A 15,899-nucleotide genomic window follows, 5' to 3' on the forward strand; every position below is an offset into this window, starting at 1 on the left:
GCAGTCTAGGCCACCTCAGAACCAGTCGGCTTCGCGGACCGCACGCAGCGCGGCCTTCCGATTGTCCCGGCTGAGCCGATCGAGGTAGACGAGGCCGTCGAGGTGGTCGACCTCGTGCTGGAGCATCTGGGCCATGAGGCCCACGCCTTCGACGACGATCGGGTTGTTGTCCTGGTCGACGCCGGTGACGACGGCGGTCTCCCAGCGCGGGGTCGGGAACCACAGCCCGGGCACCGACAGGCAGCCCTCGCCGATCTCCCGGAGCTCTCCCCCGGTCTCGACGAGGCGCGGATTGATGACGTATCCGAGCTCACCCTCGACGAAGTAGCTGAACACGCGGCGCGTCGACCCGATCTGGGTCGCCGCGACGCCCGCCCTGCCCTCCATGTGGGTGGTGTCGAGCAGGTCGCGCACGAGGTCCCTGAGCCGCCGGTCGAAGACGGTGACCGGATCGGTCACCGTCTTCAGCACGGGGTCGCCGAAGCGCCGGATCTCCCTCTCAGGCATCGACCACGGCGACGAGGTCGCCGCCTTCGAGCTGCTGCACGGCGCCGATCGCGACGCGCGACACGGTGCCGTCGATCGGAGCGGTGATCGCGGCCTCCATCTTCATCGCCTCGATCGTGGCGACGGTGTCTCCGGCCTTGACCGAGTCCCCGGCGGCGACCTGCATCGTCACCACGCCGGCGAACGGGCAGGCCACGTGGCCGGGCACGGAGGTGTCGGCGCGCTCAGCGGTGACGACGTCGACGTCGACCTTCCGGTCGCGCACGGACACCGGTCGCATCTGACCGTTGAGCGTGCACATCACCGTGCGCATGCCGCGCTCGTCGGCCGGGCCGACGGCCTGGACGCCGACGAGGAGCGCCTTGCCCTTGTCGATGACGACGGCGTGCTCCTCGCCCTCGTTGAGCCCGTAGAGGTAGTCCGCGGTCTCGAGGACGGAGAGGTCACCGTAGGTCTCCCGCATCCGGTTGAATTCCTTCGACGGCGCCTCGAACAGGAGCCGGTTGAGCGTCTCCTGACGCACGCGGCCCGGCTCGCCGAGGAGGTCCGAGTCGTGATCGGAGAGCGTCTCGACGGGTGCGGTGTACTTGCGTCCCTCGAGCGCCTTCGAGCGGAAGGGCTCGGGCCAGCCGCCGGGCGGGTCGCCGAGATCGCCGGAGAGGAATCCGATGACCGAGTCCGGGATGTCGAACTGGCGCGGGTTCTCCGCGAACTCCTGGGGATCCGCGCCCACGGCCACGAGGTGGAGGGCGAGGTCGCCGACGACCTTCGAGGACGGAGTGACCTTGACGAGGTGGCCGAGGATCTCGTCCGCCGCCTCGTACATCTTCTCGATCTCCTCGAACTTCTCGTCGAGGCCGAGGGCGACGGCCTGCTGGCGGAGGTTCGAGAGCTGCCCGCCGGGGATCTCGTGGCGGTACACGCGGCCGGTCGGACCGGGCAGGCCGGACTCGAAGGGCCGGTAGACGTTGCGCACGGCCTCCCAGTAGGGCTCGAGGTCCGACACGTTCGCCAGCGAGAGGCCGGTGTCGCGCTCGGTGTTCTCGAGTGCGGCGACGAGGGCCGACAGCGAGGGCTGGCTCGTCGTGCCCGCCATCGAGGCGCTCGCGGCGTCGACGGCGTCCGCGCCTGCCGCGGATGCGGCGAGCAGCGTGGCGAGCTGGCCGCCGGCGGTGTCGTGGGTGTGGACGTGGACCGGCAGGTCGAAGTTCTCGCGCAGCGCAGTGACGAGGGTGGTCGCCGCCGCCGGGCGGAGGAGGCCGGCCATGTCCTTGATCGCGAGCACGTGGGCGCCGGCCTCGACGATCCGCTCCGCGAGCCCGAGGTAGTAGTCGAGCGTGTAGAGCTTCTCGTTCGGATCGGTGAGGTCCGAGGTGTAGCACAGCGCCACCTCGGCCACCGTGGTGCCGGTCGCGAGGACCGCATCGATGGCCGGGCGCATCTGCTCGACGTCGTTGAGGGCGTCGAAGATCCGGAAGATGTCGACGCCCGTGCGCGCCGCCTCCTCGACGAACGCGTCGGTGACGGCCGTGGGGTACGGGGTGTAGCCCACGGTGTTGCGGCCGCGCAGCAGCATCTGGAGGTTGATGTTCGGCATCGCCTCGCGGAGGGCGGCGAGCCGCTCCCACGGATCCTCGGCGAGGAAGCGCAGGGCGACGTCGTAGGTCGCACCGCCCCAGCACTCGACGCTCAGCAGCTCCGGGGTCATCCGGGCGGTGTACGGGGCGACCGCGAGCAGATCCTTCGAGCGGACCCGGGTGGCCAGCAGCGACTGGTGCGCATCGCGATAGGTCGTGTCCGTCACCGCGAGCGACGTCTGCGCGCGCAGATCCGCGGCGAACCCGGCCGGGCCGAGATCGAGCAGGCGCTGGCGCGGACCCGCCGGGGCGTCGCCGGAGACGTCGAACTCCGGGAGCTTCTCCCGCGGGAGGAGCGCGACCGGCGACTCGCCGTGCGGCTGGTTGACGGTGACGTCGGCGAGGAACTCGAGGAGCTTCGAGCCGCGGTCGGCGCCGACCTTCGCGGCGAGCAGGTGCGGACGCTCCTCGATGAACGTCGTGGCGACGTCGCCGCGGATGAATGCCGGGTCGTCGAGGACGGCGCGGAGGAAGCCGATGTTCGTCGCGACGCCGCGGATCCGGAACTCGGCGAGCGCGCGGCGGGCGCGGTTGACGGCCTGCTCGAAGGTGCGGCCGCGCGTCGTGCACTTGACGAGCATGGAGTCGAAGTGCGCGGAGACCTCTGCGCCGGCGTACACGGTGCCGCCGTCGAGGCGGACTCCCGCACCGCCGGCGGAGCGGTAGGCGGTGATCGTCCCGGTGTCCGGGCGGAAGGAGTTCGCCGGGTCCTCGGTGGTGATGCGGCACTGGAGGGCGGCGCCCTTGATCGCGACGGAGTCCTGGGAGAGACCGAGGTCGGCGAGCGATTCCCCGGCCGCGATGCGCATCTGCGACTGGACGAGGTCGACATCGGTGACCTCCTCGGTCACCGTGTGCTCGACCTGGATGCGCGGGTTCATCTCGATGAACGCATGCTTGCCGGCGCGCGGCCCCTCGGTCTCGAGGAGGAACTCGACGGTGCCGGCGTTCTGGTAGCCGAGTGCGGTGGCGAACTTGAGCGCGTCGGTGCGGAGGGCTTCCGCCACGGCGGGATCGAGGTGCGGCGCGGGAGCGATCTCGACGACCTTCTGGTGGCGACGCTGGATGGAGCAGTCGCGCTCGAAGAGGTGGATCGCGTTGGAGTCGTTGTCGGCGAGGACCTGCACCTCGATGTGGCGCGGACGCTGCACGGCCTGCTCGATGAACACCGTGGGATCGCCGAAGGCGCCCTCCGCCTCGCGCATCGCGGCCTTGAGGGCGTCGACGAGCTCGGTCTTGTTCGCGACCCGGCGCATGCCGCGGCCGCCGCCGCCGGCGACGGCCTTGACGAACAGCGGGTAGTCCATCGACTCCGCGTCGGCGAGGAGCTGGTCGAGATCGGCCGAGGGGCGGGTCGAGTCGAGGGTCGGGATCCCGGCCGCGCGCGCGGCCTCGAGCGCGTGGACCTTGTTGCCGGCCATCTCGAGGACGTCGGCCCGGGGCCCGATGAAGACGATGCCGTTCTCCTCGCACGCCCGCGCGAGGTCCGGGTTCTCCGACAGGAAGCCGTAGCCCGGGTAGACGGCGTCCGCGCCGCACTCCTTGGCGACGCGGATGACCTCGTCGACGTCGAGGTACGCCCGGACGGGGTGCCCCTTCTCGCCGATCGAGTAGGCCTCGTCGGCCTTGAGTCGGTGTTCGGAGTTGCGGTCTTCATACGGGAACACCGCGACGGTGGCTGCGCCGAGCTCATAGGCGGCGCGGAAAGCTCGGACCGCGATCTCACCGCGGTTGGCTACGAGAACCTTGGAGAACATCTGTGTTGCTCGATTCACTCAGCGCCGAGGGTGATCGACGCGGGGCCCGTGGACAAGGCCAACTCTACAGGCGCTCGCGGACACGTGGGCGGCGGGTCCGGATTCGGCTTCCGTCGGGCCGGTGTCCGTACCCGTCGATACCCTGGTCCCATGCGCATCCTCCACACCTCGGACTGGCACCTCGGCCGGACCTTCTTCGGCGTCGATCTCCACCGGGCGCACGCGGCGTTCCTCGACTTCCTCGTCGACACCGTCGTCGACTCCGAGGTCGACGCGGTCCTCGTCGCCGGGGACGTCTACGACCGGGCGATCCCGCCGCAGGAGTCGCTCGAGCTGTTCGACGCCACCGCCCAGCGCCTCCTCGCCGCCGGGGTGCACCTCGTCGTCTCGAGCGGCAACCACGATTCGTTCATGCGCCTCGGAATGGGGCGCCGCCTCGTCGATCCCGCGGGCCTCCACGTCCGCACCCGGCTGTCCGACATCGACTGGGCGATCCCGCTGCGCGCCCGCGACTCCCGGGATGACGACCCCGCGGTCGTCGTGTACGCCATCCCCTACCTCGAACCCGGGCTCGTCCATGCCCGGTTCGGCGTCCCCCGCACCCACACCGCGGTGCTCGGCGCGGCCATGGACCGGGTCCGGGCGCACGCCGCCGCGCACCACCCGGAGCTGCCGGTCCTCGTCATGGCCCACGCCTTCGTCGCCGGCGGCGCGGGCAGCGAATCGGAGCGCGACATCGGGATCGGCGGCGTGGGCGTCGCCCCCGCCTCGGTGTTCGACGGCGCGGCCTATGCCGCGCTCGGCCATCTGCACCGGCCGCAGGCGATCACCCCGGCCGTCCGGTACTCCGGCTCCCCCATCCCCTTCTCCTTCACCGAGGCCCTCACCCCCAAGCAGATGATCCTCCTCGATGTCGACGGACCGACGATCACCCCCACTGCGGTGCCGGTCCCGGAATTCACCGCGATCGCAACCCTGCGCGGCACCTTCGCGGAGATCGTCGCCGGGGCCGCCGAGCACGCGGAGTCCCTCGTCGCCGTCGAGCTCACCGACCCCGAACGGGTCGACGGCGCCCTCGGCCGGCTGCGCCAGGTCCTGCCCGGGCTCATCCGGTTGAGCTACCTCCGGGCGGGCGACCTCGGGCAGCTCGAGCTGCCGGACGCCGCTGCCGCAGCGGCGCGCTCCGACGGCGAGGTGTTCACCGCATTCGTCGAGGACGTCACCGGCCGGGCCGCCCGCCGCGGCGAGATCGACCGCTTCGAGACCGCGCTCGCCGCGGCGCTGCGGGAGGACGCATGAGACTCCACTCGCTGACGATCAGTGCGTTCGGCCCGTTCCCCGACACCGTCACCGTCGATCTCGACTCCCTCGCCCACGACGGCCTGTTCCTCATCCACGGCCCCACCGGTTCGGGCAAGACGACGATCCTCGATGCGCTCGCCTTCGGTCTCTACGGCAGGGTCCCGGGAGCGCGCAACGACGCCGCTCAGTTCCGCTCGCAGTTCGCCGCACCGACCACGCCGACGGAGGTCACCCTCGAGTTCAGCGCGCAGGGCCGTCGCTACCGCGTCCGCCGGAACCCGGCCTACGACCGTCCCAAGCGGCGCGGCACCGGCACCGTCACGGAGAAGGCCGGCGCCCAGCTCCTTCGCTGGGACGGGACGGAGTGGGCGGGCCTCGGCCGCACCGCGACCGAGGTCCAGGCCCACATCACCCGGGCCCTCCAGCTCACCGCGGATCAGTTCACCAAGATCGTCCTTCTCCCGCAGGGCGAGTTCGCCGCGTTCCTCCGGGCGGCCCCGCAGGAGCGCGAGCCGATCCTGCGCCGCCTCTTCGCGACCGAGCACTTCACCGCCGTCGAGGACCGGCTGGCAGAGGCCGCCCGCGGTGCCCGGTCACGGATGACCGCGGTGTCGGCGCAGCGGACCGCCCTCATCGACCGGGCGCTCGCCGTGCACGGTGCGGACCTCCCCCGTCCCACCGCCGAGCACCCCGATGTCGGCGACGTCGAATCCGTGCTCGGACCCAGCCGCGCGATCGGGATCGAACGGCTGGAGAGCGCGCAGGTCGTCCGTGACGAGGCCGAATCCGCGGCGGCGCGGTCCGGCGAGTCCGCCCGCGCGGCACGCGAGCGGCTGCGCGACCGGACGCGGCTGCGCGAGCTCCGGGATCTCGAGCGGATCCACGAGGACGGCGCCGAGGACCGCCGGCGGATCCGCACGCAGCAGGAGCGGATCCGGGAAGCGACCGTCCTCCGCCCGGCCCTGCACGAGCTGCGGGACGCGGAGGAGAAGCATCGCCTGAGCGCGGAGAGCGACGCCGCGGCCCGTCGGACCCTGGCATCGGCCCTCACCGACCTCGCCCCCGGCGCCTCCGCACGGACGGCGGACGCGCTCGCCGATCTCGGCCGGACGATCACCGGAGCCGCTCAGCGCCTTGCCCGCTCCCTCGCCCACCGGGAGGCCCTCGTGGCGGAAGCGGCCGACGCCGACCGCGCCGTGGAGGACCAGGTCGAGCGGAATCGGACGGCCGACGCGGAGCTCGCGCGCACCCGGGAGCGGCGCGCCGCGATCGAGGACGAGCTCTCCGGGGAATCCGCCGTGGCCGCGCAGACCGAGCGGGCGCGGGAAGCGTTGCGACGGAGCGCCGAACAGCTCGCCGCGGCCGAACGCTTCGCCGCTCTCGGCACCGCGCTCAGCGCCGCGCGGTCAGAGGCTGCCGAGCGGCGCACGGACCAGGAGCGCGCGCGGACCGAGTACGAGGACATCCGTCGCCGGCGGATCGAAGGGATCGCTGCCGAGCTCTCTGCGGAGCTCTCGCCCGGTGACGCGTGCCCGGTGTGCGGCTCGTCCGAGCACCCGGCCCCGGCATCCCCCGCCGGACCTGCGGTGGGCCGGGCCGCGGAGGAGCAGGCGCACGCCACGTGGGAGGAACGGCAGAGCGCGGCTCTGCGCGCCCTCGAGAGGACGGCCCGCCTCGAGGAGCAGCATGCCCAGGCCCGGACGGAGGCCGGATCAAAGAGCGTCGAGACGTCGGGCGCCGCGCATGCGGAGGCCCAGCGCGAGCTCTCCGACCTCGAAGACCGGCTCCGCCGCCTCCAGGAGCTGCGCGCGGAGTCCGGACGTCTCGAGACCGCGCTCGCCACCCTCGCCGAGGCGGCGCAGGAGCGGGAGACGCGCCTCGCCGCGCTCCGGTCCGCCGCCGTGAGCATCCGCGGGCGCCTGGACCAGCTCGAGGCCTCCGAGGCTGCGCGGGCGGCGCGCGATCTCGAGCGCGCGGGTCTCACCGCACCTGCCTCGCCGCAGGCGGCGGAGGAGGTCGCGGATCACGGAGAGCGGATCACCGCCGCCGCTGCGGAGGCGTCCCGTGCGGCCGGCGTTCTCACAGACGCATCCGATGCGCTCCGACGGCGCCGGGAGGTGTTCGAGTCCGGACTGCAGGATTCGTCCTTCGACGGCGTGGACGATCTCCGCAGCGCGCTCGGACTCGACGCCCAGCGGCTCGCAGCCGAGGACCGTGCGCACGAGGAGCGGTGGACGCGCATCGCACTCATGCGCGAGTCCGACTGGTACCCGGTCGCGCTGGCCGACACCGCTGATGACGACGAGCTCGCCGCGCTCACTGCCGCGGAGGACGCTCTCGAAGAACTGTGGCGGGCGCGGGTGACCGACGCGGTGGAACGGCTCGCAGTCGCACGGCGGCACGTCGCCGATCTCGACGCCCTGCGCAGCGAGTTCCGGTCCCGGACGGCGGAGGACGAGGCCGAGCTCGACGGTCTCCGCACCGATATCGCACTGTCCGGACTCGTCCAGGCGACGAGTCCGGAGAACGTGCGTCGGATCTCCCTGTCCTCGTACGCTCTCGTCGCGCTCTTCGCCGACGTCGCGGCCAATGCCTCGGAGCGCCTCCGAGTGATGAGCCGGGGCCGGTACTCGCTCGTCCACGATGACGTCATCCACCGCCGGGAGAAGCGGGCCGGACTCGGTCTGCAGGTCGTCGACGGGTTCACGCAGGAGCGGCGCGACCCCCGGACCCTGTCCGGCGGCGAGAGCTTCATGGCCGCGCTCGCACTCGCACTCGGCCTCGCGGACACCGTGCGGGCCACCGCCGGGGGCATCGAGCTCGATTCGCTCTTCATCGACGAAGGGTTCGGCACCCTCGATCCGGATGCGCTCTCCGAGGTGCTCGGCATCCTCGACGAGCTGCGCGAGGGCGGACGCACCGTCGGGGTGATCTCCCATGTCCAGGGGATGCTGCAGGCCATCCCCAACCAGATCGTCCTCGAGTCCTCCCCCACGGGCTCCCGGATCCGGGTCGACGTCCGCACCTGACGACGCACCGGGGGCGGATCTCCGGCCCCTCCCATGAGAACCGCGCCGGAATCGGCTAACGTGGGACCGTGCTCGTCCTCAGTATCTCCAGTCTCAAAGGCGGGGTCGGAAAGACCTCGGTGACCCTCGGCCTGGCCTCTGCCGCCTACAGCCGAGGCATTCCGACGTTGGTCGTCGACGTGGACCCCCAGGCCGATGCCTCGACCGGGCTCGACGTCCCCGTCACCACGGAGGTCGACATCGCGGACGTGCTCGCCGCTCCGCGTTCGCGCATCCTCGACCGCGCAGTCGTCCCGAGCGGCTGGGTGGGCGACAAACCCGGCCACATCGACGTCATCCCGGGTTCCCCGCGCGCCGCCGAGTTCGATCGCCCCTCGCTCTCCGAGCGCTATCTGCGTCGCCTCAAGGACGCGATCGCGAAGGTGTCGAGCGGCTACCGCCTCGTGCTCATCGACTGCCCGCCCTCGCTCAACGGACTCACGCGCGCCGCGTGGACGGCGAGCGATCGCGTTCTCATCGTCACCGAACCGGGTCTGTTCTCCGTCGCAGCCGCCGACCGCGCGCTCCGCGCCACCGAGGAGCTCCGGCGCCGGAGTGCCGAGAGTCTGCAGCCTCTCGGCATCGTCGTCAACCGGGTGCGCCCGAACTCGCGGGAGCACGCCTACCGCTTCACCGAGCTCAAGGAGATGTTCGGGCCCCTCGTCATGACTCCCCCGCTGCCGGAGCGCACGGTGCTCCAGCAGGCCCAGGGTTCGGCACGACCGATCCATTCCTGGCCGGGAAGTCCGGCCGCCGAACTCGCGTCAGCATTCGACCGGATCCTCGATCGTGCCCTGCGGAGCGAGAAGATCAAGCGCAGCGGGGCCGGCGCCGCTCCCGCTGGTGCCGCCGACTCCCCCGACGCCCCGCAGAACGGGTCGGAGCCCGACGCCGATCCTCAGCGCACGCAGGAGGATCCGGACGCCGTCGCATCCGGGACGGACGCTCCCGGGCAGGATGAACCCACCGCACCCCGCACGGACGGTGACGACCCCGGAGTCCGGAGCACCGACGACGGCGGACCCGCCGTCGACACCGGTGACGACAGCCCCGCGGCCGGCGACGGCGATTCACCGGGTGCTCTCGCGCCCGCTGTCACCGCTGATCACGACGAGAGCCTCGAGACCCGGCGGAGCCGGCGGATGCGCGATTCCCGCTCCTGATCCCCCGCTGACACCTCTGCCCGCCGCCGGGTATGCGAAAGGGCCGCGACGTCGAGTCGCGGCCCTGTGTCGTTCCGAAGGAGGAACGGTCGAGCTCAGCTGGTCCTGCGCGCGGCCCGGCGCGCAGCGAGTTCGTCGACCATCTGCACCTCGTCCTCGGGGCGCTCGCTCGGAAGCTCCGAGAGCGTGCCCTCGACCTCGCGCCACACCCGGCCGACCGCGATCCCGAAGACGCCCTGACCGCCCTGGACCAGGTCGATGACCTCGTCGGCGGAGGTGCATTCGAAGACGCTCGATCCGTCGCTCATGAGGGTGATCTGGGAGAGGTCCTCGACGCCGCGCTCACGGAGGTGGCCGACGGCAACACGGATCTGATTGAGCGACACCCCGGTGTCGAGCAGGCGCTTGACGATCTTGAGGACGAGGATGTCGCGGAAGCTGTAGAGGCGCTGCGATCCGGAACCGGTCGCGGTGCGGATGCTCGGGACCACGAGGTCGGTCCGCGCCCAGTAGTCGAGCTGCCGATAGGTGATGTCGACGACGCGGCACACCGTGGGGCCGCGGTAGCCGGCCTCTTCATCGAGCACGGGCAGATCGTCGTCGAACAACAGACCCTGAGCGGCCGGCGGCATGGCTGCGGAACGGGCCTGTTCCTCACTTGAGCGGTTCACACCGACTCCTCCTTCATGTCCCTGGGGGAAGCGGACCTGCGAGCACCGGATCGGAAGACGAATCGATTCTACCGCACCGGCATCCCGGAGGCCCAGGGGAACTTACATCCATGAACTTATGCGCTCGACCTCCCGCGGGCGGAGAGGCCGGGGGTAACGATTTGCGCGTGTCGCCGTTACCGGAGTAATCGAACGCCTGCGCGACGGGCGGCGCGGAGCGCACCCCGGGGCAGCGCGGGGCACGTCAGCGATCAGCGGTCGACTGCGCTCCGGACCCGGCTCCGTCGGTGACCTCGGAGGCGGCGGAGGGCGCCTCCACCGGGGCGGCGGACTGCGGCTTGACCGCGGTGAGGAGCTTCGTCTTCACCGAGGACGCGTACGTGTCGACGTACTCCTGTCCCGACAACCGGAGGATCTCGTACATGATCTCGTCGGTGACCGAGCGGAGGAGGAAGCGGTCGCTCTGCATGCCTGCGTACTCGCTGAAGTCGAGCGGTCGACCGAACACGATGCCCACCCGGCGCAGGCGCGGCATCGTCCGTCCCTCCGGTTGGACCTTGTCCGTCCCGATGAGAGCGACCGGGACCACCGGCACCCCCGACTCGAGGACGAGGCGGGCGATCCCCGTGCGGCCGCGGTAGAGACGACCGTCGGGACTCCGCGTTCCCTCCGGATAGATCCCGAGGAGCTTCCCGCTCCGCAGGACCCGCAGACCCGCGGTGAGCGAGGCCTCGGAGGCCGAACCCCCGGAGCGGTCCATCGGGAGCTGATTGGTGAGCTTGAAGAACCATCGCGCGGCCGTGCCCTTGATGCCGCGGCCGAGGAAGTAGTCGTTCTTCGCGAGGTACACGACGGGTCGCGGCACGGCGAGCGGGACGAACACCGAGTCGATGAAGGACAGGTGATTGCCGGCGACGATCGCACCGCCGGTCTCCGGGATGTTCTCGAGTCCGCGCACCCACGGCCGGAACAGCGTCCGGACGATCGGCCCGACGACGATGGTCTTGAGCAGCCAGTAGAACACGTGGGTCCTCTCGACGCGGGCTGGTGGACGGTCCGACACTACTATAGGGCTCCGTCGCGCTCACCGGACCCGCTTCCGGCCCCCTTCGGAACCGCCGTCGCGTGTGGCATTCTGAGGGGATGAGCGCATCGACGAACTCCCCCGCCGCAGTCCGCCCGGAGGCCGCAGCGATCGTCCACGACAACGATGCGCCCGTCGGGATCCTCCTCCTCCACGGCATCACCGGATCGCCCGCCGCCTGGCGTCCGATCGCCGACCATCTCATCGCCGACGGCTCGGCGGTGCGCGTGCCCCTCCTCCCCGGCCACGGAACCCGCTGGCCCGATCTCAACAGGACCGGCTGGGACGACTGGTGCACCGCCGCGCGTGCGGAGCTCGATGCGCTCCGCGCACAGCACCCCGTCGTGCTCGTCGCCGGGCTCTCGATGGGTGGGGCCCTCGCCCTCGAGCTCGCGACGACCACCACGGGGGTCGACGGCCTCGTCCTCGTCAACCCCTCGCTCCGGGTCGACTCGCCGCTGCGCGCCGTGCTCCCGGCGCTCTCCCGCGTGGTCCCGAGCATCGCCGCGATCGGCAACGACATCGCCCGACCCGGCGAAGACGAGGTCGCCTATCCCCGGACCCCGCTGCGGGCCGTGGCATCGATGTATGCCGGTCAGCGGCGACTCCGGCACCGGCTCTGGCGCATCATCGCGCCCACCGTCCTCTGTGTGTCGGGCACCGATCACGTCGTCGGACCGTGGTCGGCTCGCTTCCTGCGTGCGCGACTGCTCGGTGAGCTCCGCACCGTCGCCCTGCGCCGCAGCCATCACGTCGCCACGCTCGATCACGACGCCGACATCATCCTCGAGGAGATCCGTCGTCTCCGGGACGGCCTCCTTCCGGTGCGCCCGCAGAGCACGGGAGCGGCTCCCGGCGGAGAGGCGCGATGACCGGCCCCCGGGATCCGCACGGACCGCACGACGGGCCGGAATGGGAGCGGCTGCCCGGGGACGAGCGCGTCCCCGACGCGGATTGGGACGCCCTCGTCACCGGGATCTCCGACCAGTCCGGCTTCGTGCCCGAGATGTCGCCCGAGGAGATCCGCGAACAGCTCGCCGAGGACGAGGACTGGGTGCCTCCCGAGCCGGAGCGGATCGGCTGGCGCAGCGCGCCCCCGCTCTTCGTCCTCGCGATCGTCGGCCTCATCGGCGGGATCACCGGCCTCGTCGTCCTCGCGATCTTCTTCCGCCCCGTCCCGGGGTTCGCAGTGCTCGCGCTCCTCGGGATCAGCATGGTGTCCGGACTGCTCCTCTTCCTCAACCTGCCGGAGGAGCACCGCGAGGGCCGCGGGGGCGGCGCCGAGGTCTGAGCTACCCGACCCGCCGCACCGCGGGGGCGAAGGGCACGTAGTCGAGATCGCGATCTGCGTGGTCCGGGGCGACGATCTGCGGCACGAGCCCGGCGTCCCCGAGGATCGCCAGCGCTTCGACCTCCGCATGGTCGAGCCGGTCCGGGCAGGCGAGGATCCACTCCGGACGTCGGTCCGGCAGCCGGCTCATTGGATCCGGGCCGGAGTGGACGGCTGCCACGAGGCATTCCGGATCGGGGCAGGACACGACTCCGGCCGGGTCGATCCCGTGTCCTGGATGGGTGCATTCGATGATCATGGGTCCTCCTCATGTCGGTCCGGTGCAGGTTCACCGGTCGGTGCGGGGTGCTCGTTCCGTACGCTACGACCCGGCACGGACACGGCCCCTGGAGCCCGTCCCGAACCCCGTCCCGCCGCCCCGTGTCAGCAGCGCGTGGGAGGATGGCTCGCATGCCGCACCACCACGCGCCTGCCCGCTTCGACCGTGATGAGTCGCTGCGCTCCGGCCAGCTCACCCTCGGCGACCTCGGGACCCCGCTGTCCGAGGTGACCTTCGTCGTCGTCGACCTCGAGACCACCGGCTCCACCGACATCACCGAGATCGGAGCGGTCAAGCTCCGCGGCGGGGAGGTCCTCGGTGAGTTCTCCACCCTCGTCCGGCCCGTCGACAGCGTGATCTCACCCTTCGTCGAGCGGCTCACCGGAATCACCAACAGCATGGTCGCCGGCGCCCCGGAGCTCGCCGCGGTGCTCCCCGCATTCCTCGAGTTCGCGCGCGGCTCCGTCCTCGTCGCCCACAACGCCGGATTCGATGTCGGGTACCTCAAGGCCGCGTGCGGGCGCCTCGACTACCACTGGCCGGAACCGCAGGTCCTCGACACCGTGCGCCTCGCCCGACAGGTCGTCCCGCGCGGCGAGGTCGTCAACCACAAGCTCGGCACCCTCGCCGCCCACTTCGGCACCGCGGTCGCCCCCGATCACCGGGCGCTGTCGGATGCACGGGCCACGGGTGAGATCCTCCACCACCTGTTCGACCGGTTCGGCTCCTACGGCATCACGACGCTCGAAGAGCTCTCCCGCATCAAGCCTGCGGGATGGACGCGGCGTCGCACGAAGCTCCATCTCGCGAAGGACGTCCCGCACGGCCCCGGGGTCTACATGTTCCTCGACGGCTCCCGGCGCGTCCTCTACATCGGCGTGAGCGCCGACATGCGCACCCGTGTCCGCTCGTACTTCTCCGCCGGCGAGACGCGCGGCCGGATGGCGGAGATGATCACCGCCGCCCAGGAGGTCGCGACGGTCCCCTGCGACACGCACCTCGAGGCCCAGGTGCGCGAGGTCCGGCTCATCGCCGAGCACGCACCCCCGTACAACCGGCGATCGAAGAACCCCGAGCGGCGGACCTGGCTCCGACTCACCGACGACCCCTACCCGCGGCTCGCCGTCTCCCGCACCCCGCCGGTGACGGATGTCGATGCGGCGGCGCGCCTCGGCCCGTTCCGCACGCACCGCCAGGCGCAGCAGGCCAAGCGCATCCTCGAACGGCTCTTCCCGCTCAAGCAGTGCACGCGACGCCCCGGCAGCGCGGGCTTCGCTCCCTGTCCCTCCGGGGAGCTCGGGCAGTGCGGCGGACCGTGCGCGGGGGTGACCGACGTCGAGGCCTACCGGTCGGGCATCTCCGGCGTGCTCGATCTGCTCGCCGCCGATCCCGCAGATTTCGTCGCGCGCTGCCGGGAGCGCATGCTCGACCTCACCGCGGAGGAGCGGTTCGAGACCGCGGCGGACACGCGCGACGCGATGACCTCGCTGCTCGGTGCGCTCGCCGCGGAGGAGCGGCGCGCGCACCTGACGGCCGTGCCGGAGATCGTCGCCGCGGTGCCGGCCGCGGACGGCGGCTGGGAGATCGCCCTCGTCCGCTGGGGCCGCCTCGCCGGCAGCGCGGCGGTCCCCGCGGGGCTCAGCCCCTATCCGGCGATCGACGCCCTCGCCCTCACGGCCGAGCACGTCGACCCGCCGACACCCGGCCTCCCGGGCACGCTCGCCGAGGAGACCGCGCTCATCCATCGCGGACTGTCCGACGGCCGCACCCGGCTCGTCCGCTCCGCCGCCGGGTGGGCGGAGCCGATCAGCGGATTCGGACGCTCACACGGAAGGTTCGGCCGGCTCGACCGCGGACCAGCGGTGTGATGCCTCGATGAGCTCGTCGAGCTTGCGGCGCGCGGCACCGGAGTCGAGCGCGGCGACGGCGCGCTCCGACTGGGCCGCGAGCCGATCCTGCAGGCTGCCGTCCGCCTCGGGAGCGGCGGCCACGAGCGCCGCCGCGGCGTTAAGCACGACGACGTCCCGCACGGGAGACCGCTCCCCCTCGAGCACGCGCGTCATCACTCCGGCGTTGAACTCGGGATCGCCGCCGCGCAGATCGTCCTTCCCCACCCGGGGCAGACCGAGGACGGTGGCGTCGAAGGTCGAATGCACGACTTCGCCCCCGCGCACCTCCCACACGTCGTTGACGGCGGTGGTGCTGAGCTCGTCGAGGCCGTCGCCGGACCGGAAGACGAGGGCCGAATCGCCGCGACGCGCGAGCACCCCGGCCACGAGCGGTGCCATCGCGGGATCGGCCACGCCGATCGCAGTTGCGCGGGTGCGTGCCGGGTTCGTCAGCGGCCCGAGGATGTTGAAGGCCGACGGGACCTTGATCGCGCGCCGCACCGGGGCGATGAAGCGCATCGCCGGGTGGTAGACGTTCGCGAAGCAGAAGGCCATCCCGACCTCGCGTGCGAGGCCGCCCGTCTGCTCGGGGCTGAGATCGAGGGTGAGGCCGAGCGCCTCGAGCACGTCGGCCGAACCGGAGGCCGAGGACGTCGCCCGGTTCCCGTGCTTGACGAGCGGCTGGCCCGCGGCGGCGATGATGAACGAGGCGGTGGAGGAGATGTTGACGGTCTTGGCGCGGTCGCCGCCGGTGCCGACGATGTCCACGGCATCCGACAGCCCGTCGAGGGTCACCGCGTGGGACATCATCGCCTCGACGAGCCCGGTGATCTCCTCGACGGTCTCGCCCTTCCCGTGATGGGCGACGAGGAACGCTGCCATGGTGACGTCGGGGACGCCGCCCGACATGATCTCGTCCATCGCCCAGGCGGCGGTGGCCGCGTCGAGATCGCGCCGCTCCATGAGTGCGACGAGGAGATCCGGCCACTCCCGCACACCCGAGACGAGTCCGGGGGTGTTCTGCGGTGCTGGATCGGTCATGGCCGAGGCCTTTCTCCTGGGGTTCTGCGGGTGCTGCGGTGCGCGGCGCAGAGCGTGCCGGCGCACCCCGCTCATCATGCTACGACGCCGCTCCGACCGCTCCCGCATCCCGCGACTCGGACCCGACACGCGGCGAAGGTCGTTTCCCCACGTCACGGCGATCCGCGAGA

Annotated in this window: 12 protein-coding genes; 6 read left to right on the forward strand and 6 right to left on the reverse strand. The window is 71.8% G+C overall.

Going from position 1 to position 15,899, the window contains the following annotated elements; translation table 11 throughout:
- Positions 1 to 15: 15 nt before the first annotated feature.
- Both def and C1A17_RS02210 read right to left on the reverse strand, forming a co-directional pair.
- The gene (def, locus tag C1A17_RS02205) at positions 16 to 507 is read right to left on the reverse strand and encodes a peptide deformylase (RefSeq protein ID WP_101650305.1); all 492 of its coding nucleotides are present in this window, start codon (positions 505 to 507) and stop codon (positions 16 to 18) included.
- Positions 500 to 3,901 carry a pyruvate carboxylase gene (locus C1A17_RS02210; protein ID WP_101650307.1) on the reverse strand — a complete coding sequence of 1,134 codons (3,402 nt, stop codon included), beginning with the start codon at positions 3,899 to 3,901 and terminating at the stop codon, positions 500 to 502. The genes def and C1A17_RS02210 overlap by 8 nt, the downstream gene beginning before the upstream one ends.
- 150 nt (positions 3,902 to 4,051) lie before the next feature.
- Here C1A17_RS02210 and C1A17_RS02215 point away from each other — a divergent pair, with 150 nt between their 5' ends.
- The 3 genes from C1A17_RS02215 to C1A17_RS02225 all read left to right on the forward strand — a co-directional run bounded on the left by C1A17_RS02215 (position 4,052) and on the right by C1A17_RS02225 (position 9,434).
- The gene (locus C1A17_RS02215; RefSeq protein WP_101650309.1) at positions 4,052 to 5,200 is read left to right on the forward strand and encodes an exonuclease SbcCD subunit D; all 1,149 of its coding nucleotides are present in this window, start codon (positions 4,052 to 4,054) and stop codon (positions 5,198 to 5,200) included.
- A complete protein-coding gene (locus C1A17_RS02220; RefSeq protein WP_101650312.1) occupies positions 5,197 to 8,232 on the forward strand; it encodes an AAA family ATPase in 3,036 nt (1,011 codons plus the stop codon). Before C1A17_RS02215 ends, C1A17_RS02220 begins: the two co-directional genes overlap by 4 nt.
- Before the next feature lie 68 nt (positions 8,233 to 8,300).
- Positions 8,301 to 9,434, forward strand: coding sequence for an AAA family ATPase (locus C1A17_RS02225; protein WP_101650314.1), 1,134 nt, complete (start codon positions 8,301 to 8,303; stop codon positions 9,432 to 9,434).
- A 95-nt stretch (positions 9,435 to 9,529) separates the two neighbouring features.
- On the opposite strand, the gene C1A17_RS02230 is transcribed toward C1A17_RS02225, so the two are convergent.
- Positions 9,530 to 10,066 (reverse strand): MerR family transcriptional regulator, encoded by a 537-nt coding sequence (locus C1A17_RS02230; protein ID WP_101650316.1) that lies wholly within the window; start codon positions 10,064 to 10,066, stop codon positions 9,530 to 9,532.
- Between the two features lie 283 nt (positions 10,067 to 10,349).
- Entirely contained in the window at positions 10,350 to 11,129 is a 780-nt protein-coding gene (locus C1A17_RS02235) for a lysophospholipid acyltransferase family protein (RefSeq protein WP_101650318.1), read from the reverse strand.
- A gap of 119 nt (positions 11,130 to 11,248) precedes the next feature.
- On the opposite strand from C1A17_RS02235, the gene C1A17_RS02240 reads away from it, so the two are divergent.
- Both C1A17_RS02240 and C1A17_RS02245 read left to right on the forward strand, forming a co-directional pair.
- Positions 11,249 to 12,061, forward strand: a complete 813-nt coding sequence (locus C1A17_RS02240; RefSeq protein ID WP_101650319.1) for an alpha/beta hydrolase — start codon at positions 11,249 to 11,251, stop codon at positions 12,059 to 12,061.
- The gene (locus C1A17_RS02245; protein WP_101650321.1) at positions 12,058 to 12,480 is read left to right on the forward strand and encodes a hypothetical protein; all 423 of its coding nucleotides are present in this window, start codon (positions 12,058 to 12,060) and stop codon (positions 12,478 to 12,480) included. Before C1A17_RS02240 ends, C1A17_RS02245 begins: the two co-directional genes overlap by 4 nt.
- 1 nt (position 12,481) lies before the next feature.
- Here C1A17_RS02245 and C1A17_RS02250 read toward each other — a convergent pair whose 3' ends face one another.
- The gene (locus tag C1A17_RS02250) at positions 12,482 to 12,778 is read right to left on the reverse strand and encodes a hypothetical protein (protein ID WP_101650323.1); all 297 of its coding nucleotides are present in this window, start codon (positions 12,776 to 12,778) and stop codon (positions 12,482 to 12,484) included.
- Positions 12,779 to 12,930: 152 nt separating this feature from the next.
- Here C1A17_RS02250 and C1A17_RS02255 point away from each other — a divergent pair, with 152 nt between their 5' ends.
- Complete coding sequence (locus C1A17_RS02255) at positions 12,931 to 14,667, forward strand: DEDD exonuclease domain-containing protein (protein WP_101650325.1); 1,737 nt, start codon at positions 12,931 to 12,933, stop codon at positions 14,665 to 14,667.
- Here C1A17_RS02255 and trpD read toward each other — a convergent pair.
- A complete protein-coding gene (gene trpD / locus C1A17_RS02260) occupies positions 14,623 to 15,729 on the reverse strand; it encodes an anthranilate phosphoribosyltransferase (RefSeq protein ID WP_101650327.1) in 1,107 nt (368 codons plus the stop codon). The two genes, C1A17_RS02255 and trpD, sit on opposite strands and share 45 nt — an antisense overlap.
- Positions 15,730 to 15,899 lie beyond the last annotated feature (170 nt).

Source organism: Brevibacterium ihuae (assembly GCF_900184225.1).
In the GTDB taxonomy this organism is placed as follows: Bacteria; Actinomycetota; Actinomycetes; order Actinomycetales; family Brevibacteriaceae; genus Brevibacterium; species Brevibacterium ihuae.

Coding starts and splice junctions, on each gene's coding strand:
- def (WP_101650305.1), bottom strand. CDS start 507: ATGCCTGAGAGGGAGATCCGGCGCTTCGGCGACCCCGTGCTGAAGACG.
- C1A17_RS02210 (WP_101650307.1), bottom strand. CDS start 3,901: ATGTTCTCCAAGGTTCTCGTAGCCAACCGCGGTGAGATCGCGGTCCGA.
- C1A17_RS02215 (WP_101650309.1), top strand. CDS start 4,052: ATGCGCATCCTCCACACCTCGGACTGGCACCTCGGCCGGACCTTCTTC.
- C1A17_RS02220 (WP_101650312.1), top strand. CDS start 5,197: ATGAGACTCCACTCGCTGACGATCAGTGCGTTCGGCCCGTTCCCCGAC.
- C1A17_RS02230 (WP_101650316.1), bottom strand. CDS start 10,066: ATGCCGCCGGCCGCTCAGGGTCTGTTGTTCGACGACGATCTGCCCGTG.
- C1A17_RS02240 (WP_101650319.1), top strand. CDS start 11,249: ATGAGCGCATCGACGAACTCCCCCGCCGCAGTCCGCCCGGAGGCCGCA.
- C1A17_RS02245 (WP_101650321.1), top strand. CDS start 12,058: ATGACCGGCCCCCGGGATCCGCACGGACCGCACGACGGGCCGGAATGG.
- C1A17_RS02250 (WP_101650323.1), bottom strand. CDS start 12,778: ATGATCATCGAATGCACCCATCCAGGACACGGGATCGACCCGGCCGGA.
- C1A17_RS02255 (WP_101650325.1), top strand. CDS start 12,931: ATGCCGCACCACCACGCGCCTGCCCGCTTCGACCGTGATGAGTCGCTG.
- trpD (WP_101650327.1), bottom strand. CDS start 15,729: ATGACCGATCCAGCACCGCAGAACACCCCCGGACTCGTCTCGGGTGTG.